At 40.0% G+C, this 22,142-nt stretch carries 19 protein-coding genes; 8 read left to right on the forward strand and 11 right to left on the reverse strand.

The genetic code is table 11. The features are described 5' to 3' along the window. Positions 1 to 145: 145 nt before the first annotated feature. Both AC06G9_RS20530 and AC06G9_RS20535 read right to left on the reverse strand, forming a co-directional pair. The gene (locus AC06G9_RS20530; RefSeq protein WP_480957060.1) at positions 146 to 1,336 is read right to left on the reverse strand and encodes a FecR family protein; all 1,191 of its coding nucleotides are present in this window, start codon (positions 1,334 to 1,336) and stop codon (positions 146 to 148) included. Positions 1,337 to 1,444: 108 nt separating this feature from the next. Then, the gene (locus tag AC06G9_RS20535) at positions 1,445 to 2,020 is read right to left on the reverse strand and encodes an RNA polymerase sigma factor (protein WP_094773101.1); all 576 of its coding nucleotides are present in this window, start codon (positions 2,018 to 2,020) and stop codon (positions 1,445 to 1,447) included. A gap of 445 nt (positions 2,021 to 2,465) precedes the next feature. Here AC06G9_RS20535 and AC06G9_RS20540 point away from each other — a divergent pair, with 445 nt between their 5' ends. Beyond that, on the forward strand, positions 2,466 to 2,801 hold the full coding sequence (locus tag AC06G9_RS20540) for a hypothetical protein (protein WP_480957061.1): 336 nt from the start codon (positions 2,466 to 2,468) through the stop codon (positions 2,799 to 2,801). Here AC06G9_RS20540 and AC06G9_RS20545 read toward each other — a convergent pair. Then, the gene (locus AC06G9_RS20545) at positions 2,798 to 3,895 is read right to left on the reverse strand and encodes a sensor histidine kinase (protein ID WP_480957062.1); all 1,098 of its coding nucleotides are present in this window, start codon (positions 3,893 to 3,895) and stop codon (positions 2,798 to 2,800) included. The two genes, AC06G9_RS20540 and AC06G9_RS20545, sit on opposite strands and share 4 nt — an antisense overlap. A 452-nt stretch (positions 3,896 to 4,347) precedes the next feature. Here AC06G9_RS20545 and AC06G9_RS20550 point away from each other — a divergent pair, with 452 nt between their 5' ends. Continuing rightward, positions 4,348 to 4,800: a nucleotidyltransferase family protein gene (locus tag AC06G9_RS20550; protein ID WP_480958197.1), complete on the forward strand. Its 453-nt coding sequence runs from the start codon at positions 4,348 to 4,350 to the stop codon at positions 4,798 to 4,800. A gap of 24 nt (positions 4,801 to 4,824) precedes the next feature. On the opposite strand, the gene AC06G9_RS20555 is transcribed toward AC06G9_RS20550, so the two are convergent. The 4 genes from AC06G9_RS20555 to AC06G9_RS20570 form a co-directional block, all read right to left on the reverse strand. Next, entirely contained in the window at positions 4,825 to 4,992 is a 168-nt protein-coding gene (locus tag AC06G9_RS20555) for a hypothetical protein (protein ID WP_293926898.1), read from the reverse strand. Continuing rightward, a complete protein-coding gene (locus AC06G9_RS20560) occupies positions 4,979 to 5,299 on the reverse strand; it encodes a hypothetical protein (protein WP_480957063.1) in 321 nt (106 codons plus the stop codon). Before AC06G9_RS20560 ends, AC06G9_RS20555 begins: the two co-directional genes overlap by 14 nt. A 108-nt stretch (positions 5,300 to 5,407) precedes the next feature. Further along, the gene (locus AC06G9_RS20565) at positions 5,408 to 5,863 is read right to left on the reverse strand and encodes a DUF5675 family protein (RefSeq protein WP_248755325.1); all 456 of its coding nucleotides are present in this window, start codon (positions 5,861 to 5,863) and stop codon (positions 5,408 to 5,410) included. Between the two features lie 9 nt (positions 5,864 to 5,872). Then, positions 5,873 to 6,505, reverse strand: coding sequence for a fibronectin type III domain-containing protein (locus AC06G9_RS20570; RefSeq protein WP_480957064.1), 633 nt, complete (start codon positions 6,503 to 6,505; stop codon positions 5,873 to 5,875). A gap of 40 nt (positions 6,506 to 6,545) precedes the next feature. Between AC06G9_RS20570 and AC06G9_RS20575 the strand changes: the two genes are divergently transcribed. After that, positions 6,546 to 6,689, forward strand: a complete 144-nt coding sequence (locus tag AC06G9_RS20575) for a hypothetical protein (protein WP_293926887.1) — start codon at positions 6,546 to 6,548, stop codon at positions 6,687 to 6,689. A 519-nt stretch (positions 6,690 to 7,208) separates the two neighbouring features. On the opposite strand, the gene AC06G9_RS20580 is transcribed toward AC06G9_RS20575, so the two are convergent. The 4 genes from AC06G9_RS20580 to AC06G9_RS20595 all read right to left on the reverse strand — a co-directional run bounded on the left by AC06G9_RS20580 (position 7,209) and on the right by AC06G9_RS20595 (position 14,792). Continuing rightward, on the reverse strand, positions 7,209 to 9,689 hold the full coding sequence (locus AC06G9_RS20580; RefSeq protein ID WP_480957065.1) for a glycoside hydrolase family 2 TIM barrel-domain containing protein: 2,481 nt from the start codon (positions 9,687 to 9,689) through the stop codon (positions 7,209 to 7,211). Positions 9,690 to 10,585: 896 nt separating this feature from the next. Next, the gene (locus AC06G9_RS20585) at positions 10,586 to 10,834 is read right to left on the reverse strand and encodes a hypothetical protein (protein WP_045753003.1); all 249 of its coding nucleotides are present in this window, start codon (positions 10,832 to 10,834) and stop codon (positions 10,586 to 10,588) included. 206 nt (positions 10,835 to 11,040) lie between these two features. After that, positions 11,041 to 13,473, reverse strand: a complete 2,433-nt coding sequence (locus AC06G9_RS20590; protein ID WP_480957066.1) for a TonB-dependent receptor — start codon at positions 13,471 to 13,473, stop codon at positions 11,041 to 11,043. A 125-nt stretch (positions 13,474 to 13,598) separates the two neighbouring features. Continuing rightward, positions 13,599 to 14,792 carry an exo-beta-N-acetylmuramidase NamZ family protein gene (locus AC06G9_RS20595; RefSeq protein ID WP_480958198.1) on the reverse strand — a complete coding sequence of 398 codons (1,194 nt, stop codon included), beginning with the start codon at positions 14,790 to 14,792 and terminating at the stop codon, positions 13,599 to 13,601. Between the two features lie 712 nt (positions 14,793 to 15,504). Here AC06G9_RS20595 and AC06G9_RS20600 point away from each other — a divergent pair. From AC06G9_RS20600 to AC06G9_RS20620, 5 genes are read left to right on the forward strand one after another with little or no spacing between them, the layout of a single operon-like run. Continuing rightward, complete coding sequence (locus AC06G9_RS20600; RefSeq protein ID WP_094773309.1) at positions 15,505 to 16,680, forward strand: ROK family protein; 1,176 nt, start codon at positions 15,505 to 15,507, stop codon at positions 16,678 to 16,680. Positions 16,681 to 16,702: 22 nt separating this feature from the next. Beyond that, positions 16,703 to 18,724 (forward strand): TonB-dependent receptor plug domain-containing protein, encoded by a 2,022-nt coding sequence (locus AC06G9_RS20605; RefSeq protein ID WP_480957067.1) that lies wholly within the window; start codon positions 16,703 to 16,705, stop codon positions 18,722 to 18,724. Next, entirely contained in the window at positions 18,664 to 20,097 is a 1,434-nt protein-coding gene (locus AC06G9_RS20610) for an outer membrane beta-barrel protein (protein WP_480957068.1), read from the forward strand. Before AC06G9_RS20605 ends, AC06G9_RS20610 begins: the two co-directional genes overlap by 61 nt. 12 nt (positions 20,098 to 20,109) lie before the next feature. After that, positions 20,110 to 20,604 carry a hypothetical protein gene (locus AC06G9_RS20615; RefSeq protein ID WP_480957069.1) on the forward strand — a complete coding sequence of 165 codons (495 nt, stop codon included), beginning with the start codon at positions 20,110 to 20,112 and terminating at the stop codon, positions 20,602 to 20,604. Continuing rightward, complete coding sequence (locus AC06G9_RS20620) at positions 20,507 to 21,949, forward strand: SusD/RagB family nutrient-binding outer membrane lipoprotein (protein ID WP_480957070.1); 1,443 nt, start codon at positions 20,507 to 20,509, stop codon at positions 21,947 to 21,949. Before AC06G9_RS20615 ends, AC06G9_RS20620 begins: the two co-directional genes overlap by 98 nt. The last annotated feature ends 193 nt before the right edge of the window (positions 21,950 to 22,142 follow it).

The raw sequence follows: 22,142 nt of genomic DNA on the forward strand, positions 1-22,142 counted from the left end.
CCATTCCGAGATTATTTTTTTTCATTACCTTTGACTGGTTTAAGTTTAAATATAGTATCTACAATATGCGATTATCATCACTTGAACTTTATTCCCGGGATAGTTAGCGCTATTCCGGTATTTTGTTCAACATCCCTGAGTACATTTATTTCATGAATGTTACCCTCCTTCCTTCAATTTTATAGTGGATATCTTCATCGGTCATTTTGATCAGTCGCAGCACATGACTAAAACGGCTATTTCTTCCAATAGAGCCCCAGATTTTCATATTTTTGAGTTTTTCGTCCAAGATCAGTTCTACATCATACCAACGGGCCAATTTTTGAACAACCGTAGACAGCGGCTCATTATTAAATATAAACTCACCCTTTTTCCAAGCGGTAAACTCCTCCATATGGACAGGATAAACCTGTATCTGTCCATCCCTAAAGGCTGCCTGCTGTCCCGGTATCAAAAGATGCGCAGGCTGGTTTTCATGCGAAACCCTAACTTTACCTTCAACCAGTGATACCAATGACACAGCCTCCTCCGGATAAGCTGTAATATTAAAGTGTGTACCCAATACTTCAACTTTCTGATCTTCCGTATGCACGATAAAAGGACGGTTCTTGTCACTGCTCACTTCAAAATACGCTTCCCCGACTAAGGTTACTTCGCGTTGATTTTTTGCAAAAGATTGGGGATAGATCAATTTAGAATCGGCGTTGAGCCATACATGAGTTCCATCGGATAGGACGACCTGGTATTCGCCACCTCTAGGAATACGAAGAGTCATTACTTTAGCAGCAATTTCGCGTTCATCTGCTAGCACTGTGCCATCTGTATAGCTTAATGCACCCATCAGACTTATACCCTCATGAGCATCGCTCAAGACAATCTTTTCACCATTATCCATGCTTAACAGAGCACGTTTCTTTCCTGGATCAAAATCAGCGATCATTTTATGGTGCAGATATTGTGATTTCCTTTGCGGCTCCAAGATCAAATAGCCTGCAAGCAAAAAAATCATAAAACAAGAAGCTGCAAGATATAAATAACGACGTCTCTTGATCAGATATCGGAAAGTATCAGCGCCCTGATGATGTCCTTGTTGCTTTACCTTGATCAAGAGATCGTGCAATAAAACCTCTTCCCGTTCCTGAGCATGGACATGGAGAAACTGCTGATACTCCGATACGGCATGAAGGATCCGCTCCGATGAATCAAATTCTTGAAAGATTTCCTTCAATCTCGGATGGTCAAGCAGTATTTTTTCTAGCATGAGTTCTTTTTCCGGAGACAGTGTTCCTTGCAGTTTATCCTTGATTAAAGAAACGATCTGATCGATGTGTTGCATAAATAATAAGTAGTCCCTACTCTTATAACACAACAAGTTGAAAAACCTTACATCAGTTTATACAGCAGAAGTAAAAAACCGCCTAAACATACTTAGCAGCGCATAAGATTAGAGTAAATCTTTAAATATCAGCAAGAAAACACAGGAATTCTTCAGGTCCAATTTTTGGCGGAGAGTGGTCAAAGCACGGGATTTGTTAGCGTACACCGCATTTGGTGTCATCGCCAATTTGGCACTGATCTGCTCGATGGTCAAATCTTCCATAAAGCTCATCTCAAAAATCATTTTCTGTTTTTCAGGCAGCAGATTCACCTCTTGATTTATCTGCGCAAGTAACTCTGTACGCACGATTTGCATCAAAAAATCCGTATCTTCCACAAGCACCTCTTCATAATCAGTGATGTCATCGATCTGCACAACAAATCTACTTTTTCTGTTGCGGTTCAAACACAAATTTTTGACCACCACATACAAAAAAGAGCGGATCTTATCCAGATGTTCAAATTCGGTCCTTTTTTCCCAAACTTTTAGAAAAGCTTCGGACACCACCTCTTCTGCTTCCTGCACAGATGCACCATATTTACGAGCAAAAAAAAGTAGCGAACGATTATATAACCGGTAGATGGCGACCAAGCCGTCTTCATTTTCTTGACGCAGAGATTCAATAATAGATGATTGCTTCATTAAAATTTAATTTACGAAATCACAGACGAAGTCTTATCGACTTGATCAAGGCACCAAAAATATTAAATATTAGCATCAAAAATCATAAAAGGCTCAGTGAAAAAGAAACCATAACATAATGTTAATCTTTATTTTATATTGGCACAGGCTGAATATATTAATAAAATTTTAAATTTGAGCAGTCCATCGTTCTAAATTCCTTCCATGAATAAAAAAGACACAAATCCCCCCCCTATCACCACTTTATTAGATCATTTTAGTAGCCGATTTATAATCAAGAAAGTTCATGCCGTCAGACTACCTCATACCATATATCGCAATAAAAGCTTGAACTTGACCTGTCTGCAAGGATGATGCACATGTTTAGCTGAAAATAGTTGGCTTTAGCGCTTAAGTGCACAATGATTGACGATCTGTATCAACTCACTAGCGTATCGATACCTACATGAGCGCTATACCACTGGAAAGTGTCAGTAGCGCTGACGCAAAGCGTAGAAGAAGAATGCGTATTCGACCCAAATTTAGCGTTGTCGCGCAGGTCATAGGGCAGCTATTGGGAGTGCTCTCAGGTTTTGACCACAACAAAGCAATACACTTCGCAATGGCCTGTAGTATCCTAAATGAAATACCCCATTTTTTTGCGCATAACCGAGATGCACATGGTACAAAATTTTACTTTTCATGCCGTTCCAAACGTGATGACCCTCTATTTTCGCAAATATCTGAAGACCTGACAGTTTGTGCTCTAATCATCACCCAACAATCGCTCGATTTCTTCTAGCACTCTTCAACACCGTGCGGAAAAAACAATCGGATGATTGTTCCTTTGCCCAAGGCACTGGAGAGGTTGATGGTTGCACCCATAAATTCCATGAGGTCTTTGACCAGTGACAATCCGATTCCAGTCCCTGATCGATGTGCCGCATTGCTACCACGCACCTGCATCATGAAAATTTGACTTAATTCATCTTCAGGAATACCGATCCCGTTATCTTCAAAAACATACACGATGCCATTGTTCGTAGACTCGCTGTAGATGTGCAGATAAGCATCTGCTTCCTTGGCGTATTTAACAGCATTACCGATTAGATTCGCAAAAATTTGATAGACCGTGCCTTTATCTGCACTTACAGGATATAATTGTCCCAACTTAAATTCCATGTGCTGATTCGGAAAATTCAACTTTACCTCATCGATCCAGCCTCCGATCTTTTTATCGATCTCTACTAGTGCAGCTATATTTTTTACCCCTCTTACTTCATTAAGCTGGAGCGTCTGATTGATAATAGATTCAATATTTTGTATCGATTCGGCAAAATTTTTATACCATCGCTTGGTAACCTCAGCAGAGGCATATGTATTTCTGCTCAAAAAATCATTCCCTAATTTTAATACTGACAAGGGATTCTTGAGATCGTGAGCCAAGGTATTTGCAAAGCGGTCAAGTTTATAGCTCAACGACAGTTCATCGCTCTGCCTTTCCATACGTCTATTAGTGAGATTGCGTTCCGTGACATCACTTGCCGTGTGCAATATGGCATGGGTCTGCCCCGCATCATCAAGGAGCGCTTTATATTCAAAATCAAAAAAACGTTTTATGTGTTTGTCCCCAGCTACGATCGTCGCTGCTACATCCTGCGCACGATATGTAATCCCTGTCTTCCAGACATTTTTCAGAATAGAAGAAAAACCCTCCTGTGCAAAATTGGGGAAAGCTTTGCACAGAGTGGTGCCAATCACGGATGTATCAGTACACCAAATCTCAAGCATGACCTGGTTGGCATACGCAATATTTAGATCAGCATGGTCATAGATTGCGGTTGCTTGCGGCGAATGGTCTAGAACCGACAGAATAAAGCTGTTATGATCGATCATTGATAAAACAATTAAAATAAATCAAAAAAAATAAACATCTATAAAAGAATCCTTATCGCACAAGAGCTCTATGGAGTGTTCTTTTTAAGTACAAATCATTTTAATTCATTTGTGGCACTTCAAAAGATTTGCATTCAAACACTATCAAACGATGATAAAAATTCCGGTAAAGGTAGCGTTAATATAAGCATAATTTTGTAATATGATGATGATTATTTTATTAAGAAAGCTGTACTAATTTGAGTTTACAAGCAAAAGCGCAGACTATTCCATGTCTTTTCTTTAGGGACTGAAAGCATCAGCTGATCCAGTATACATTCCTCCGTACAGATGTGCTGAATACTCATAAAAATGACTATTTTTGATTAAGCCTGCGCTCATATTTATAGACAATTGACTTAAAGTATTTTGTTCCATTATTATGCATGGGATTATGGAGCTAAGGATCGCTCATACTTTCTGATCCATTATCGGATTCAGAATGGTCAAAACTACATTCCTGGACGAAAAGCCATACCGTAGCAGGATTGATTTTCGATAGCTTAAGCTTTCTCATAGACGATCAGCTGCCTCCACAATCGTTGCGCATAAAGTGGGCTGTTCGGGTCGACCAGACCGAACGCCATAATACCAAAATGAACCAAGTCATTGCGGCACAATATACTTCCTTTACAAATTCTGGACTCCAGACGATCTTAAAAAAAGGGCAAGCGATTGCTGCTTTCTATGACGTTCCTATGCACCGTATGACGGGAGATATCGACCAATATTTTGAAAACAAAGGTTACGCAGAAGTCCCAATATTTCCTACGCGGATGATCTCCATGAGTATCTATCGATTACATTCACCTGAGAATCAACAAAAAAGAGCCGTTCCACCATCAGAACGGCTCTTGAGTAGTTAAATTAACGACAAAAGTATGGATTGGCTACTTACGTCTGGTCAATTTCCCCAGTAAACGACTGGTCACAAAACTAACGAGCGTCCCCACAGCCGCTAAGATTATGGTCTGTAACAGGTCTCCAAAAGTAAAACTTCCCCATATGGAGCATATCGTACCTCCCCATGCCGATAGCCGGATATCATTCGGTTTCATCCGACACCTCCTTACCAGTTTCCAGATCGTATCGTATCACACGACCGGATACATTTTTAGATTCGGAACTCTCCTTAGCAGGAGGCACTAAATCATCACCATCAGAAAGCAATTGTGCAGGCGTAGTTTTACAGTCTGGTTCCTCGCTATTTTGCCCCTGTTCATCTTTGTCCGTAATGACCGATTCGATTATACCAAGTCCAAGACCAATATACTTGATGATATGGATAAATTTACCTGGCAATTGGATCGGAGCAAGCAAAATCACCTGGATAGCTCCACTTATTTTTTTGATAATTTTTTTCATTGTTATTTTAAAGTTAGAGGGTTAGATAGTTAGACGGTTAGATAGTTAGACGGTTAGATAGTTAGACGGTTAGATAGTTAAGCAGGAGTTTATGAATAGATCACTCCGTCACTTGTTCACTTCGTTACTGATCACTATAAAAACCTGTTCCTTCGCCATGAGCTTGATCAGCTTTTGATAAAGAGCGATATAGGCTTTTTTTGAACGTCGAAGTTCATAATCGCCTTCGATCAACTCCCAGCTTTGTCCGACCAGCAGACAACCTGCCGTATCACCGATATTGTTTCCGATATGGATATATACATAGCTGTAATTCGGGATCTCTTTGATCTCCACCATACCTTGATGTACGGCCTGAAATTTACGTTTATATCGCGCATTCATGGCGCCATAGGTATTTAATATAAGCGGATATTCACCAGCAGGAATCGCAGTCTCACCTTTTATTTTACGTTCCCTTACCGCATCTTCTAGACCATAGCTAATCATCACATCGTCGACATAGATTTCAGACAGGGTACTGTTGTTCCCCTGTCTGATTCGCTTGACCAGCATCTTCGCCATATCAATCGTTTAGCGTGCTGTTAGACGAACGGGCTCACACCAATCCCCGATACCTCTTCGATTACGCGCACGTATCCTTAAATGATAGGTAAAACCTGGCTTTACCGGAGAGAAAATATTAGCATAGCTCGTACTCGTCTGAAAGATTTCCCCCCATACAGGTTGATCAAACTGATCTAAATCACTCGTCACCTGGTACTCGTACAACAAAGCATCTTTGATCGGCTTAAATTTGACTTGCATTTGATTGCTCTGTCTACCATCGACAAGTGCAGCACCTTGCACTTGCACCGGGATCTGTGCTGTTTTAGCATCACTTTCCAAGATAAGACCCGAACTCAATAAGATGGAACGCGATCCATCGGCTACCATATTAACGTAGAATGCCGTCTTTTTAAGACTATCCGCCACGATCCTTTTACTATCATTCTTCTCTGCAATTTCCAACACACTGCCGCCGCGGCTTGCTTTCTGCCACTTTACCTTAAAATCATCTGCTTGACTTTGAAGATCTTCCAAACTTACAGGCAAATCAACCAGGACCGCATGATCTTTCAGGCAGTCCAGTACTTTTCCAACCAACGTGTTAAACCCATCATCGTTAATTTGTGAGTAGTCTAAGATTACTTTTTTCTTTCTCATAGTCATTACTTTTTTGAGCTCTTGCTCCATGAATAAATAAATGATAACTGATGCCCTTCCGGACGAACATCATGAAGCAAACATAAAATCGAATCGGAGTACAAATCGAAATGTGGGACAAAATGGGACAGCAAATCAAAATGTGGGACAAGAAACGGCAAATGTGGGACAACAATTTCTATAAAATCAGAAATTGATGCCATAAAGTCATCTCTTATTGACGTTCAGGAGGTCTATCTTTTAACGTTTGGATCACATCTTGACAACAAGTGATCACATCTTGGAAAGAAGAGGGTTTGTTTGTCATAGCGGTTGCATATCGAGAACACTCGATCAAGACTTTTAGTGAAGTGGTTGCCCGCTAACTTCAGCATACGATCGCACTTGATGAAAATAATTATTTCCTACAAATTAGCATGCCCGGTGGCAGCTGCAAAAAATACGAGTAATTCGTTAACCGTTTAAATAGATACTCGTGCAGTATAAAACAGCTATTTCGAAATATTTATTGATTTAGCACATCATCGTGATTATGGGCTCATTATTCCTTTATTCAGCGCATGAGGGACTGCCGGAGTGATCAGTTCCTATCAAGCGAAAGCCTGATCAATAAATCAGGCTTTCGGTAGGCATAAAATTGGGAGCACAAGTCTAGAACGCTGCGGTTTGACCTCCATTCAAATCGCTACTGCAGGTGATCTATCTATTCGGATATCAGCTCTAGCTTAGCAGATTTAACACCCTTCGCAGAGGCTTCGAAGATGATTTTCCCACAGTGTTCCGAAGATTCGACGATAGCTGTCAGTCGGCCACTGAACAATTTCATAAAAGGCAATTGAAAAGACTCCAGACTGGCTGGATTTCCATTAGCTGCAGCCTTAAATTGGCCCAAACCTTTCACTTTAAATTGTATTTCACGTGTTTCATCTGGACACAAATTTCCATCTTTATCAACCATACTGACCTCAATAAAAGATAAATCCTTTCCATCAGCTTTCAGGTTTTTACGATCTGCCTTGAGCTGAATACGGTGAGGCTTGCCGGCTGTATGGACCACCTGCTCTGCTGCGACACGGCCGTCTCGATCATAAGCAACTACTTTTATTGTGCCTGGTTCATACTTACAATCCATCCACATCAAGCGATACCGTTTTTGTCTATCAACAGTTTTATCATTTGAATTAAAGAGTGTGACCGAAGTGTCTTTACTTATTTTACCTTGACTTTTCCCATTGATAAAGAGTTCAGCTGTCGGATAATTGGTATAGGCAAATACAGGGGTCACCTGACCCTCCCGTCCCGGAAATGTCCAGTGCGGCAGTATATGCAAGGTATTTGCCGTTTTATTCCAATGGCTTCTGTACAAATAATAACGATCTTTAGGGATACCGGCCAAATCGACAATACCAAACAAGGAACTATGGCTTGGCCAGTCCGTATAATAAGGAGTCGGCTCGCCCAGATAATCAAATCCTGTCCAAACAAATTCGCCGATCGTATAAGGTAGATCTTCGTGCTGAATAAAATCATCTTCAGGCAGATTAGACCAGCCACAATGCTCCATATCGTAGGAAGATGCCTGATGGTCATCGTACTTTGCCATCGATCTTCGTTGTACAGGAAACTTATATATTCCTCTTGAACTCAGGGTAGATGCTGTTTCTGTTCCTAAAATAATCTGCTGCGGGAGACGTTCGTATTCTTCCTGATAACGATGCGGGCGGTAATTAAATCCTGCGACATCCAAAGATGCTGCCATACCGTTAAATAAAACGCCATCGGGTCTATCCATACCGTTTGTCACGGGACGCGTAGGGTCTTCTCTGTGGCAGATATCCTGCAAGAAACGCGACACTCTAGCCCCCGTCTTGACACTCTGCTCTTCCACTTCATTTCCGATGCACCACATCACCACAGATGGATTATTGCGATAATGATGAATAACATTTACTAAATCCTTTTCCGCCCATTCATCAAAATAACGATTGTATCCATTGCTCATCTTCGGTATTTTCCATTCGTCAAAAGTTTCGATCATCAGCATCATGCCCATTTCGTCACAGATACGAACCAGTTCCGGAGCAGGCATATGATGTGAAGTTCGAATGGCATTTGCACCCATATCCTTCATTATACGCACTTGTCGACGTATGGCAGCTTCATTGACAGCAGACCCCAACGGCCCAAGATCATGGTGGTTACATACCCCTTGAAATTTCAGGCGCTTTCCATTTAAGAAAAAGCCCTGATCAGGAATAATCGCTATACTGCGGATACCAAATGGGGTTTCCACCTCATCTTTCAGCTGTGCATCACCATACAGCTGTGATACAGCACGGTACAGATGAGGCTGGTCTAAATCCCATAGTGCCGGACGATCAACCCTGATTTCCTGCGTAAAAATTTGATCATCATAAGCCGATAGATCGGTTGAAATACGCCCGACGGTATTACCTTTAGCATCTAATATAACTGTTTTTAGCGTATAGCTGCTTATTTGTCCATTGCCTGTTCTAATTTTTGTTTTGATCTGCACCTGGGCATATTCTTCTTTAATAATTGGCGTGGTGACCTGTGTACCCCAAACGGGGATATGAATATCGTCTGTAATGATTAAATGCACATTGCGGTATAATCCGGCTCCAGGATACCATCGTGATGATTGTGGAAGATTTTCCAGATGAACCGCCAACGTATTCTCGGCACCATCCGAGTAAAGAAATTCCGTCACATCAAAATGGAAAGTATTATAGCCATACGGCCAATAGCCTACCTTCCGCCCGTTGATATATACCTGGGCATTGCTCATGGCACCATCAAATACCAACTGAGCTCTTTTACCCTTCGTAAATTCAGGTGATCTAAATTGCGTCCGATATTGTCCAACGCCAACAAAAGGCAGACCGCCAGTACGTCCAGCGTGTTCCAAAGCCTCCTTTTGTCCATCTTGGGCAATAGCCATGACTTGCTTGTCATTTGTTGATGAAAATGGCCCATAAATAGCCCAATCATGAGGAATGCGCACAGACTGCCATTTTTGATCATCAAAGGCAGGTTGTGTGAAAGTAGGATCTTCAGTTCGGGAGAATTTCCAATTTTTATCCAGGAGAATTTCTGTACGGCTCTGCGCGTGGCCCAAACAGAACATCAAAAAAGTGGAACATAATAATAAAAAATACTTCATATATAGCAAATTAGGTTGTTAGTGTTATGTATGACACAACTCAAAATTAACAAAAAATACACCGCTTATCAAAATAGAAAAGGGAGAAAAGGCGAATTTAACGTGTATAATAATGGGGGTGCAACCTTTCCAGCTCCAAGACTGAAAATGTCCCAGATTCAAGCGTTCAATAAATTTTTCGAAATTTTTATTTTCCGGTTTTGACCACGCCACTTCCGCTGCGGGCAGAAGCATATATTCCAATTGGTTTCGATTTGGAATAAATTCATTCCACAGCGCCAGCTGTATGCCTTTTACCTATTTGCGTTGCACTGCCGTCAGTGCCCGAGGGTAGGGATCATTAGCATATACCCGTGCTAAGGTATTGATCGAGTATTTTTAGGCTATCCACCTTCCAAAATTTTGTCCCATCCGACCAATTTGCGGTCGTTGGTTTCTAAAAATCGTGCTATCCGTTTTATAAAATAACTCTGTAGTTAGGACTCATACAGGCACATAACCACCACCGATCGCTTTAACATCATCTTTGCCATCAACCAAAAGTTCGCAACCCCATTTCAAATCACTTATGCTATTTTCATCAGCAAGGCTTTATGTCAGGTACTGGCTAGAGAGCATGTATTTAAAAGATCAGCGTACAAAAAAGATCAATTGTGAGGACCCGAAAATCCTAATATGTTTCACTATATTTGCTAGTGATCATATTTTTTATTATCTTCCATTATGTATAGTTTTCTATTCATAATAGGGTTTATATAAAGAAAACCCGTAACAGCTCGATGTTGCGGGTTTTTTATTAGAAGGCTATTTTATTGTTCGTCGTCTTGATATTGATATTATTTTTTATGATTTAATCTCATCATCCCCTCATATCAGGCCGACCTCATGCGCCATCTTTAATCCGGTAATTTTAATTTTCCTATAAACGGATATTCTTCTACCGTTTCAATAGCATCCGAGATGGGGTAACATAGTTGATACGTGTCCTGAAGGTCTTCCGAAAATTGAAAAAATTGATCTTTTTTTACCTTTTCAAAGATCCAGATGGGATCCAAAGGATTTGAATTGTACTTCGTAATAATTGCAGTATATCCATTTTTTTGAGCTTCTACAAGCCGCTCTTTTGTAATATTTGCTAATTCCATATTATACTAATGTACAAAAAATAAATGAAATGTTATTTCAATTTTAAGCTAAAAAGTACATGAAAAGTAAGAAAAACAGGTATAATTAGGCATTAAACGTCCAAATTTTTAAAAAAGATCAAAAATTAGAAATGTAACAAAATAGGTGCTATCTTGATCGATTTAGCACCATAAGCCTGAATAAATCCTCAACTGATGTGGTATAATTAGGGAATTCTTCCAGTTTCACTTTCCAATGCCGATTTCCGTGCGCGTTGTGCTTTTGCCGTTCCACTGCTGAATCGATAACTGAAACTCAACCGCACCTGCCTGGACTCGTAGTAACCATAGCTATTCGAAACAAATCCAGGGAAATTTTGCGTGTACTTACTTTGATTCCCTTTATAGATGTCATTGATCGCAAACCTGACCGTCGCTTTATCCTGTAGCATCGTTTTCTGAAAAGCAATATCAACCTGACTAACAGCCCTGCTCAGCGTATTGGCACCACTGAGACGTCTTGAATGATAGACAGCCGCCAGTTCGGCTTTCATCTTATAAGGCAGCTTAAAAGATTGTATTAAACTCACACGACCTGCTGTCTGTTGCAAGTTCAGATTTCTATACTGATCAAAAGAAACATCATTTTGGATATAATAAAAAAGACCATTAAAAGTAAGATCCCACCACGGTTTAGGTGCAAAATTCTGTGTCAGCGATAGCGACCAGTGTTTTTGAGTACCTACATTCTTGCTGATCATCACCATTTTATCGCTATCGAGCGTATCCGTTACCTTCGCATTCAACTGATCCGTATAAGCAAAGTTAAACGAGATCACCGTGGCACTTTTTAAAGAGTATAAAGCTGTAAAGCGATGGGTGAGCGATGGACTTAAAAACGGATTTCCCTGCCAAAAAGATAATTCGTCCAGCATATAAATAAACGGGTTCAGATCGGCATAAGCTGGTCTTTCGATCCGTTTGGCATAGGACAAAGAAAGGGTCTGCTGTTCACCAAACTGTCTGGTAGCAGAAAAAAATGGAAAGAGATTGGTAAAATTACGATTAATTTCATCGTCCAGATCCGCACCGTTCTCTTTGTAAAATAACTGGCCTGTTGAACGCGAATTTTCTAATCTTAATCCACCCTGGAGCGACCATTTTCCTAGCGTTCGTTTATAATCCACATAAGCACTGGAGGTATGCTCATCAAAATGAAAATCATTGGAGCGTCGATTATCCAAACTATCAGCGGCAGCACCTACATGATAAAACCTCGAATTGTTTCGAGAACCCACATTCGAATATTTCAAACCTGTTTCCAGCTTACCTTGCCAGAGCTTCGTACCATAGTCTATTTTGATTCCTTTTAGATCGATATCGATTCCATTGAGCGTCCGATATAGATTTTCCTGAAAAATGCTTTGTTGCGCATCGCGGTAGGTATTGGATTGTAAATTTTTATTCCACTTATCAAAAAAACCATAATCCGCATCGATATTCAAACTCCTGCCCAGCGTATCTTCGTATCTGTAGTTGAAGTTAACATGATAACGAGCAGTACCTTGTCCATAATAATCATTGATAGCATCTAGGGTTTCTTCCATCACGAAGGACGGCAGGGTACTGATTGCTGTCCGGGTATCGGTGATCCCCCCTCCAAAGATAAAATTACCGTTTGCCATAAAACCGATGGTATTTTTATCGTTCAGATTATAATCCACCCCCACCTGCGTAGACATTTTCTGGCGTTTATCCACATCATCCGTATGGCTATCATAGGCCTTTCCATTTTGCTGACGATTTGTGCCGTATAAATAGTGGTAATTGCCCAAAGTATGGCTATAATTACCGTATACATTTAATTTGTCTTTGCGGTAATTGAGCGCTACATTTTGCAGCTGTTTAGCACTGATACCATACGCTACAGTACTGCTGATCGTACCATTAAGCCCTGTTACTTGATTTTTTTTCGTTTTAATATGGATAATACCTGCTGATCCGGTAGCATCGTATTTAGCCGTTGGGCTATTGATGATTTCAATGGACTTGAGATTATTGGATGACAATGATTTTAACAGATCTGTCAATTCTTTTCCAGAAAGAAAAGTCTGACGACCATCCAATAAAATCTGCACCCCACTTTTTCCATGGAGCGTAATGTCACTTTCATTTTCAACATAGACACCTGGAGCTCTTTTCAATGCTTCCAAAACAGAAACATCCTGTCCTCCAATCGTGCCGTCGACATGGTAAATAAGTGTACCACCGTCGATTTGGATCAGTTTTTTCTTTCCTTCCACAGTCACCTCTGCCAATGTACTGGCCACTGGCTTAAGCATAATGGTCCCCAGATCGATCGTTGCCCCATCAAAAACTGCAGACTGCTGTTCTTGATGGCCCATATGACTCACTTTTACAAAATAGCGTCCTGTTTGATCAAATTTCATCTGAAATTTCCCCAAACGATCTGTTGCAGTACTCAAAACTAACTTTTCAGTGTGATCATACAGGCTGATCGTAACCAATGATATAGGCGATCGGTTCTCATCAACAACCTTTCCACTAATGCGTTTATCCTGCACCTGTCCATACAGCTGTGTGCAAAATAAAACAATTATTCCAACCCATAAGGATCTTAAAATTGGAGATGATATCATCGGTTTAATATGACATAAACTATCTAACCCACTAACTAACTAACTAACCCACTCACTATCTAACCTTCTAACTCTACCAATAGTGACAGAGTTACGAAGTGACCAAGTATCGTAAAGGACTAACATTAATCATAAATTAAATATTTCTTTCTCATTTCTTTATAGGTCGCTAGTCCTGGTTCCCAGCTTTTACGAATTTCATCCGCAGACTGACCCGCAATAATAGCCTCCCTTAGCGCAGGTCCCCCCGCTAACTTATCAAATACGACAATTTCTTTACTTTGCTTATGATCAAAAAATATTTTTTGATTCGGATAGTTCTGATAGGTCTCGATCAACCACGAAAGGTCGATTTGTTTAGATGCTCTTAATTTTTGTAGATCGACTGTTCTTAAATCCAAGCCATAGCATGCTTTATTGAGGTGAATGGGGGTTGCGCTCATATTGGGTATATGGACTGGCGTAAACGAAAAATCATATATATCCTTTAATTCAGGCGCACCAATCACGGTAAATGGAAATAGAGTGCCTCTTCCTTCACTGAGCACTGTACCTTCAAATAAGCAAGTCGAGGGGTATAACAGGACAGCCTGATAGGTATTGATATTCGGAGACATATGTACAGGCGGTATATATTCCATGTCGTGTCTATAGTTTGCCACTGGCACAATCTTGATATTGCACTGCACGCCATTTGCCAGCCAGCCTTCCCCATTGATCATCTGCGCATATTCCCCGACGGTCATACCATGGGTGACAGGCACAGGATGCATACCGATTCCTGATTTGAACGCCATATCCAAAATAGGTCCGTCGATAAAGTATCCATTAGGGTTAGGTCGATCTAAGATCAACAGCTCTTTCCCCTGCTCGGCGCAAGCTTCCATGACACGGTGCATGGTTCCGATATACGTAAAATAGCGAACACCGATATCTTGAATATCAAAAATCATCAGATCCACATCTTCCAGCATCTCTTTAGTCGGCTTATTGGTCTTACCATATAAAGAAACGATTTTGACCCCGGTCTTCGGATCGATGGCATCTGTCACCTTTACCCCTGCGCCGACATCGCCACGGAAGCCATGTTCCGGACCAAATACTTTCACGATATTGACCCCAAGTGCGATCAGGCTATCCACACTGGATTGATCTCCGATTCGTGAAGTAGGATTGACCACCATACCAATTCTTTTCCCTTTCAAATCGTCGAGATATTCAGAAGTTTGATCCGCACCTGTACGGATTTGCGCAAAAAGAGGTTGGACAAGCAGCAATAGTATGCAAAATCCAAAGATATATTGACCGGTTTTCATCATCATGTAAGCTTAGTTATACCCTTTCCGTCCGTTTTTAAACAGGACTTTAATGGGGCTATAATGGTTTATACTCGTTAAAATAAATGGTTTACTATTCTATTTTACTGTAAGGATAAGCATAAAAAATAAAATACGCAAGAAAACGCACCTTTTTATAAGTATTGAGTATGAAGGAGATACCTATCGACCATTATAGCAAGATCAGCTATTATAATTAAGTGTTGATCCAGCCTATCCAAAAGCATATGACAAAGCGCATTTTAATATTCTAAGAATCACTCAACGAATTAAACCATAAATTTTCATCCAGCATTAATAAAGACATTCATCTGCTCAGCGCGTGAGCACAATAAAAAACTTCATCGGTCGACTACCCCGATCAGATTATAAAAAAGTGTGAGGCAATGACATTTTTCCTGTTATGTAAATTTTTCAACACCAATTTATATTAAAAAATGATCGTTTTATGGTGCTCATATGAGCGTTTCAAAAATATTATATATAACATAATAATAAACCTGAGTAAAACGTTACAAAAAAGCATTTCAAAAAAAATTATTAAAGGTATGCAAATTAGTTTTAAATAGATAAAAGAGCCTCTATTTCTGAAATTCTGGCACGAAGAAAAAAAACTTTTTAAAAAAAACCTATAAGTGTTATGTCATTCATAATATTTATTGTAATTTCATCTCAACGGAAAACCAATCCAATTATGAATAACCAAATTATAAAGGCGCTGTACTTTCAAAAGTTACAGTCCATTGCACAATTGAGTAAAACATTTAATAAAAGTGTACCGCTTATTACAAAGTCTATCCAGTCTTTGTTACAGATGGAGCTCATAGAAGGTAATGAATTTGCAACCTCTACAGGGGGCAGAAGAGCTGTTCAATTTAAAATAAACACCAATTTAGACACTTATACACTTGTGATTTCGCTCGATCAATTTTATACATCCGTTTATATTTTTGATTTAGGAAACAGTATCATCGTCGAAAAAGTTGATTTTTATAATCCTTTATCAGACAACGATAGCGCTTTATCACTCATCATTGCATTGACAGAGGAAATAATAAGCGAGTCAAAGATTCCATTGACTAATTTCCTGGGTATAGGGATCAGTATGCCAGGCTTTGTGGATACCGACAAGGGTATCAATGATTCCTTTGACAAGCAGTCTGTACTATACCATATCAAGAAGACAATATCCGATCATTTTCAGGTACCTACTATTATTGAGAATGACTCTACCTGTATTGCCTTCGCCGAACAAAAATTTGGAGCAGCTCAAAATATTAAAAGTTCTTTAGTGATCAATCTCAATTGGGGAGTGGGGCTAGGTATGATCGTCAATGATCACATATTTAAAGGATCAAGTGGATATGCCGGAGAATTTAGCCATATCCCACTGAGTAACAGCAATGAATTATGTTCCTGCGGAAAAAAGGGTTGCCTAGAAGTTGAGGCCTCCTTGACTGCAGCAATAAAGAATGTTCAGGCCGCCATCCATTCTGGAGAAAAATCAAGTTTAGAAAGCGAGCACTATAATAACCTATTGGTTCAAGGCGACGCTCTGCTAGAAAGTGCATTAAACGGGGATCAGCTGGCCGTTGCCCACCTCGGCAAAATAGGTTATATGTTAGGAAAGGGCATTGCGACACTTATCCATATCCTCAATCCGGAAGCTATTATTATTAGTGGAAGAGGCGCTCGTGCAGGGACAATACTGCTTCCGCAGATACAGACTGCAATCAACGAATTCTGTATCCCCAGGTTAGCACAGGCAACGCAGCTCAAAATTTCTGATTTCAACAAACAGGCTCAGAGTCTAGGTACTTCAGCCTTTATTATAGACAACTTTTTACAAACACTATTTCACAAAAACTAACCACAACAATCAACCAATTATTATGAGTTATTTTTACAAAAAAAGTGCGGGTTTGGCCTTATGTACCCTATTTAGTGCCTCTTCCCTATTTGCACAGCAGTCTATTACCGGAAAAGTAACAGACGCAAAAGGACCTATTTCGGGGGTAACGGTAGCGGTAAAAGGTACAACCCGCGTCACACAGACAGACGCAAATGGTCAGTTTACGATTCAGGCAGCGCAGGGTGAAACGCTGCGTTTTTCAAACGTCGGGTTTAAAATATCCGAACTTATTGTCGGATCAACTAAAACGATTAACATGACGCTAGAAGAAGATGCTGGCGCTTTAGATGAAGTGATCGTGACCGCGATGGGTATTACCAAAAAACAGCGCGCATTGGGATATGCGGCGAGCAGTGTGAAACCAGAAGAAATTCAGCGGGTCAATGCGGTGAATGTTGTCAATGCTCTACAAGGTAAAGTAGCAGGAGTGAACATCAATGCTGTCGGTACATCAGGAGTTACGTCATCGTCAAGCATCACCATACGTGGAGCAAAATCTCTCGACAAAAACAACTCTCCGATTTTTGTTGTCGATGGTATTGTTATGGAAAACAACATTACAGACACCTATGGTGGGAAAGACTGGGGGTCGCAGTTAAAAAACTTAAATCCAGATGACTATGAGAGCATTGATATCTTGAAGGGTGCCGCCGCTACCGCATTATATGGATCTCGAGGTGCAAACGGAGCAGTTGTTATTACTTCCAAAGGGGGAATGGCACGCAAAGGATTGGGAATAGATTTTTCTCAAAACTATCAAATCCAAAAAATTTATGCACCGCATGTCAAGCTACAAAACATATTTGGAGCAGGTAGTGTCGGCAATGGTTATGAGGGAAACTTTCTACCTTCGGGCAATCCCAATACCTCGACTTCAAATTTTGGTCCAGCTATGGAAGGACAGCTCGTCGACCAGTATTATACCGATGGAGAAAAAGTACCGTTTTCTCCACAGAAAGATAATTGGAAAGCACTCTATCAAGACGGCCATTATTCCAATACCAACTTTGCGATCAACGGCGGTAACGAAAGAGCTGTTTTCAGAATCTCGTATTCGCACACAGACAACAAAGGCGTTTTAAAGAATAATTCATTTAAAAGAGATGCCCTGAGTTTAAAGTCTAGTGGAAAGATCAACGATATATTTTCGGTTGATTTTGGTATTAACTATGCAAAATCAGCTGCCGAGAATGCCTATGATCAAGGTTTTTATCGCGAAGGACAAAATTTAGGCTTGTTAACCACCTATTATATGCCTAGAAGCTTAGATTTGGCAAGCTTTTATAAACAATACCGCGATCCAGTCACAAACGCTGTAAAATCGCAATCAGTCTATGGAACACTCGCCAACTTCTTACACCGACTCGATTATTATAATGAGGTAAGGGATGAAGAAAGCATCATTGGGAATGTGGCATTGCGCGCGCAAATAACAGAAAACATCCGAGCTTCAGCTCAAGCCAATTACACCACATACAACACCTTGACCACAAATAAACAGTATGGTGCAGGTCCATATTTAGGCAATGGCGGATATTACGCGGTTAATGGTAGCAGACGTAATAATTATAACTTCCTATTTATGCTGGATGGCAGTAAGGATTTTTTAAATGGCGATTTAACGACCAACTTAAAGGTAGCGTCAGAAATGTACGGGAACGGTGCTAATGAAAATTGGGGTAAAAATACAAATGGCGGGTTGGTGGTTCCTGGCTTATTTGCTTTCTCCAATTCTGTCAATACCATTTATCCAACTTACAATTATACAAAAGGGAATTATAAAGTTCTTGGTGTATTTGCAGTGCTGAACTTAGCTTATAAAAATCAATTATTCTTAGAAATGTCTGCTAGAAATGACTGGAACTCGTCCTTACTCTATCCAACATGGATCACAGCAGGAACAAATAACTACTCTGTTTTCTATCCATCTGCCAATGCCTCTTGGGTATTTACAGATACCTTTGGGACAAACTTCCTGAAGCGTTCTCATTTGGAAAATTAAGAGCGTCTTGGTCAAGAGTAGGAATGGGGTCTGCCGCCTATGCCACAAGTGTGGGTGCAGGAGGATTTAACCAGTCTACGATATATGATCAGGATAAAAACAGCATCATCTCAGCCAATCCTAATATATCCAGTATACCCAATACAGATTTGAAACCTGAAATTCAGCAATCCATAGAACTCGGAACCGATATCCGTTTCTTAAAGGATCGATTTGGCATTGATTTCACCTACTATAAGACTAATACTTTCAATCAAATATTAACGCTAGGAAATGTGATTGAATCAGGATCCTCAACACGAAGAATAAATGCCGGAAATATTCAAAATCAAGGTATTGAGCTGATGTTGGACGTAGATGCGATAAAAAATGAAAACTTACGCTGGAATGTTCAATTCAACTACACGGTCAATAGAGGTAAGATCAAAAAATTGCATCCCGACATCAAAGAATGGCAATTAATGAGTTCAGTTGATGCGGGACCAGAGATATGGGCTTACGAAGGTGGCGATTTTGGAGTCATTACTTCTGGATATAATAATACTTATGCATCTGCACCAGCCCTATACAACAATGAAAGTAATCCCAATGATCCAAACAATGGAAAAAGAATACTGGAATACGGAGGTAAAACGGGCAGTCCTAATCCTGCCTATGTCTATTATTGGAGCACCGAAGCAGATATGGGCAAGCCTGAACGAAAAGTTCTGGGAAAAATTGAACCCGATTTCATTGGAGGTCTTAACACCAGTTTATACTATAAAAACTTCGACTTCTATGCTCAGGCAGATGGACGTATAGGTGGACAGTTTTACTCCCACACCTATAAGTATGCGATGGGACGAGGAGCACTTGAAGAATCACTTTATGGCCGAGATCAAGCGCATGGTGGCATTGCGCGAACAGATTATAAAGGGAATACTGTTTATGACGGTATTATGCTAGATGGCGTATTTAAAGAAGGAACACAAGCACCCTCCAAATTGGATCCGAGCAAAACGGTAGCAGTCGGTGGAATGACTTATAAGGAAGCGGTAGAATCAGGGTTAATAAATCCGATGATGGCTTCTAGTTTCTATGCTTATAATTATGGGTGGGGAGCCAATGTGGAGGACCCGATTATGGATAATTCATGGATCATGATGCGTGAAATAACGATTGGATATAAACTGCCCGCATCACTAACGAAGAAATTCAAATTAGAATATGCGCGATTGGGGATCACGGGAAGAAATCTATTTTACATTTATAATGGATTAAAGGCTGGCTTGAATCCTGAATCCATACAATCCAATAACCCATTGACTCCATATGAATATGGCGGTGTACCTTACTCCAGAAGTTTCTCGGTTTCCTTAAATGTTAAATTTTAAAAGAATTAAATCATGAAAAAAATAAATAGAATAATGCTCTTTAGTCTTTTCTCGTTGACTTTAGCAAGCTGTAAAAAAGATATGGTTGAGATGAATACAAACGAAGAACTGTTAGTGTCGACCGATCCAAAATTTGTATTCACCAATGCGACCTTAAACTGGAATAATGCATCCCGCGGAGATTTAGCGGGTAAATACAGTGGTGTCATGCAGCTGATGCAATATATTGTCGGCAACAATGGTGGGTCTGACGCCATTTATGCAAACCCAACGGCAAGCAAAAACCCTACACCATATCTACCGTATTATAATTATTATTATAATAATTATGGAAATAAACTCAATTATCTGATCAGTACAGTCATTGAAAATAGAATTGATAAAGACCGTTTTAAAAATATTGCGGCAATTGCCAAAATACTGCAGACCTATCAAGCTTTTCTTGGTCTTCGACACCCATGGTGCTGCTCCATACGCCGACGCATTGCAGGGATTATTAGGAAATAGCACGCCCAAATATGATATGTACGAGGAAAATTACAAGTTATTTGATAATTTGGTTAAAGAATCCGTTGCGTTACTGAATTCTAAACCTGCAGATCAGATCGCGCTAGGTAATAATGATTTTTTTTACAGAGGAGATGTGAATAAATGGATTAAATTTGGAAATACCCTTCGTATAAAAATGGCGCAACGATTTGAAAAAGTAGACAATGCTCATTTTCAATCTGTACTCACCGATGTACTCGCAAATCCAGGAGGATTGATAGCATCAAATGCTGAATCCTGTATCTATTACCACAATATCGAACACAATAACGATACTTGGGATACAGCTGTATTGACATACCAATATTTAGCAAGTAATGCGTTTGTCACCTTTCTGGAATCGAATAGTGATCCCCGGCTTCCGCTTCTTGTGAGAAGAAACGGATTTGGTACAGGAAATAATAATCCAGACAATGACGCCGTTGAAGCTAGATTAAAGCAATATCATCCGAACTACATTACTGATGCTGCCTACAAATTATATACAGACCGATATATTGGCAGGCCAGCCTCACCCGACTTGTCTACCGATGAAAAATATAACGAATATGTGAGTTTTAACGAAACGACCAGCACAGGACCTGTAAGTTATACCGTTCGTGCTATTTCTCAGATCCAAAGCCGTTATTTTGTCAAAAATGGAGGAAATGCAGAAACCGCTGGTGGGGCAAGAAATATCGACTACCCGAGATATGACAATAATGATGAGATGAAATTATTTTCTCCGCAGATCACCTATGCGGAAGTATGCTTTATGATGGCCGAAATTTCAGAGAAAGCAGGTGCTTCAAAAGGTGGAAAAGATGCAAAAACATGGTATGAATCTGGAATAAGAGCATCTATGGAGCAGTATCAAGAATGGGGAGTGAGAATGAAGGTTCTTGCCGCCGCAAATAATACAGCTTCCGATTACAATCCGATAGACAATACAAAGATCGATCAGTACCTGGCACAGCCACAAGTACAGTACACCGGAAGCCAGCAGCATAAATTGGAATTAATCATTTCACAAGCTTGGGTCAATTTCTTTATGAGACCCGAAGAAGCGTGGGCTACTTGGAAACGGACAGGCCTTCCTAAATTTAAGACTTTTACACAAGCTAATCCTGCAGATGGTACTGCTTTCTTAGATGAGATAAAATCTGGAGGCACTACATTTTTAATACCTCGAAGATCTACCCTACCGGTACCAAACGCGGCAAATAATAACAATTATAATGATGCATTAAATAAATTGATTGCTAATCCATTATATCTCGAACAGAATAAGACAGAAGGAAGAATATTCTGGGATGTACAATAATCTCCTTATCCATAGAAAAGGCCTGATCAATTGATCAGGCCGTTTTTATGGATCTCTTATCGGTAATCGTTAAAATAATAACCTGACCTCATTATTTGCAGTTTTATCACATAGATACATGAATCATCTTCTACCCGCTACACCACTTCCGAAACACGACCATTAAAATTTAATAGACAATTTTAAATTATAA

Source organism: Sphingobacterium sp. MAE, assembly GCF_056711605.1.

Bases quoted from the DNA above. Each gene is read 5' to 3' on its own strand.
- AC06G9_RS20530 (WP_480957060.1), bottom strand. From the start codon at position 1,336: ATGCAACACATCGATCAGATCGTTTCTTTAATCAAGGATAAACTGCAA.
- AC06G9_RS20535 (WP_094773101.1), bottom strand. From the start codon at position 2,020: ATGAAGCAATCATCTATTATTGAATCTCTGCGTCAAGAAAATGAAGAC.
- AC06G9_RS20540 (WP_480957061.1), top strand. From the start codon at position 2,466: ATGAGCGCTATACCACTGGAAAGTGTCAGTAGCGCTGACGCAAAGCGT.
- AC06G9_RS20545 (WP_480957062.1), bottom strand. From the start codon at position 3,895: ATGATCGATCATAACAGCTTTATTCTGTCGGTTCTAGACCATTCGCCG.
- AC06G9_RS20555 (WP_293926898.1), bottom strand. From the start codon at position 4,992: ATGAAACCGAATGATATCCGGCTATCGGCATGGGGAGGTACGATATGC.
- AC06G9_RS20560 (WP_480957063.1), bottom strand. From the start codon at position 5,299: ATGAAAAAAATTATCAAAAAAATAAGTGGAGCTATCCAGGTGATTTTG.
- AC06G9_RS20565 (WP_248755325.1), bottom strand. From the start codon at position 5,863: ATGGCGAAGATGCTGGTCAAGCGAATCAGACAGGGGAACAACAGTACC.
- AC06G9_RS20570 (WP_480957064.1), bottom strand. From the start codon at position 6,505: ATGAGAAAGAAAAAAGTAATCTTAGACTACTCACAAATTAACGATGAT.
- AC06G9_RS20575 (WP_293926887.1), top strand. From the start codon at position 6,546: ATGATAACTGATGCCCTTCCGGACGAACATCATGAAGCAAACATAAAA.
- AC06G9_RS20580 (WP_480957065.1), bottom strand. From the start codon at position 9,689: ATGAAGTATTTTTTATTATTATGTTCCACTTTTTTGATGTTCTGTTTG.
- AC06G9_RS20585 (WP_045753003.1), bottom strand. From the start codon at position 10,834: ATGGAATTAGCAAATATTACAAAAGAGCGGCTTGTAGAAGCTCAAAAA.
- AC06G9_RS20590 (WP_480957066.1), bottom strand. From the start codon at position 13,473: ATGATATCATCTCCAATTTTAAGATCCTTATGGGTTGGAATAATTGTT.
- AC06G9_RS20595 (WP_480958198.1), bottom strand. From the start codon at position 14,792: ATGATGAAAACCGGTCAATATATCTTTGGATTTTGCATACTATTGCTG.
- AC06G9_RS20600 (WP_094773309.1), top strand. From the start codon at position 15,505: ATGAATAACCAAATTATAAAGGCGCTGTACTTTCAAAAGTTACAGTCC.
- AC06G9_RS20605 (WP_480957067.1), top strand. From the start codon at position 16,703: ATGAGTTATTTTTACAAAAAAAGTGCGGGTTTGGCCTTATGTACCCTA.
- AC06G9_RS20615 (WP_480957069.1), top strand. From the start codon at position 20,110: ATGAAAAAAATAAATAGAATAATGCTCTTTAGTCTTTTCTCGTTGACT.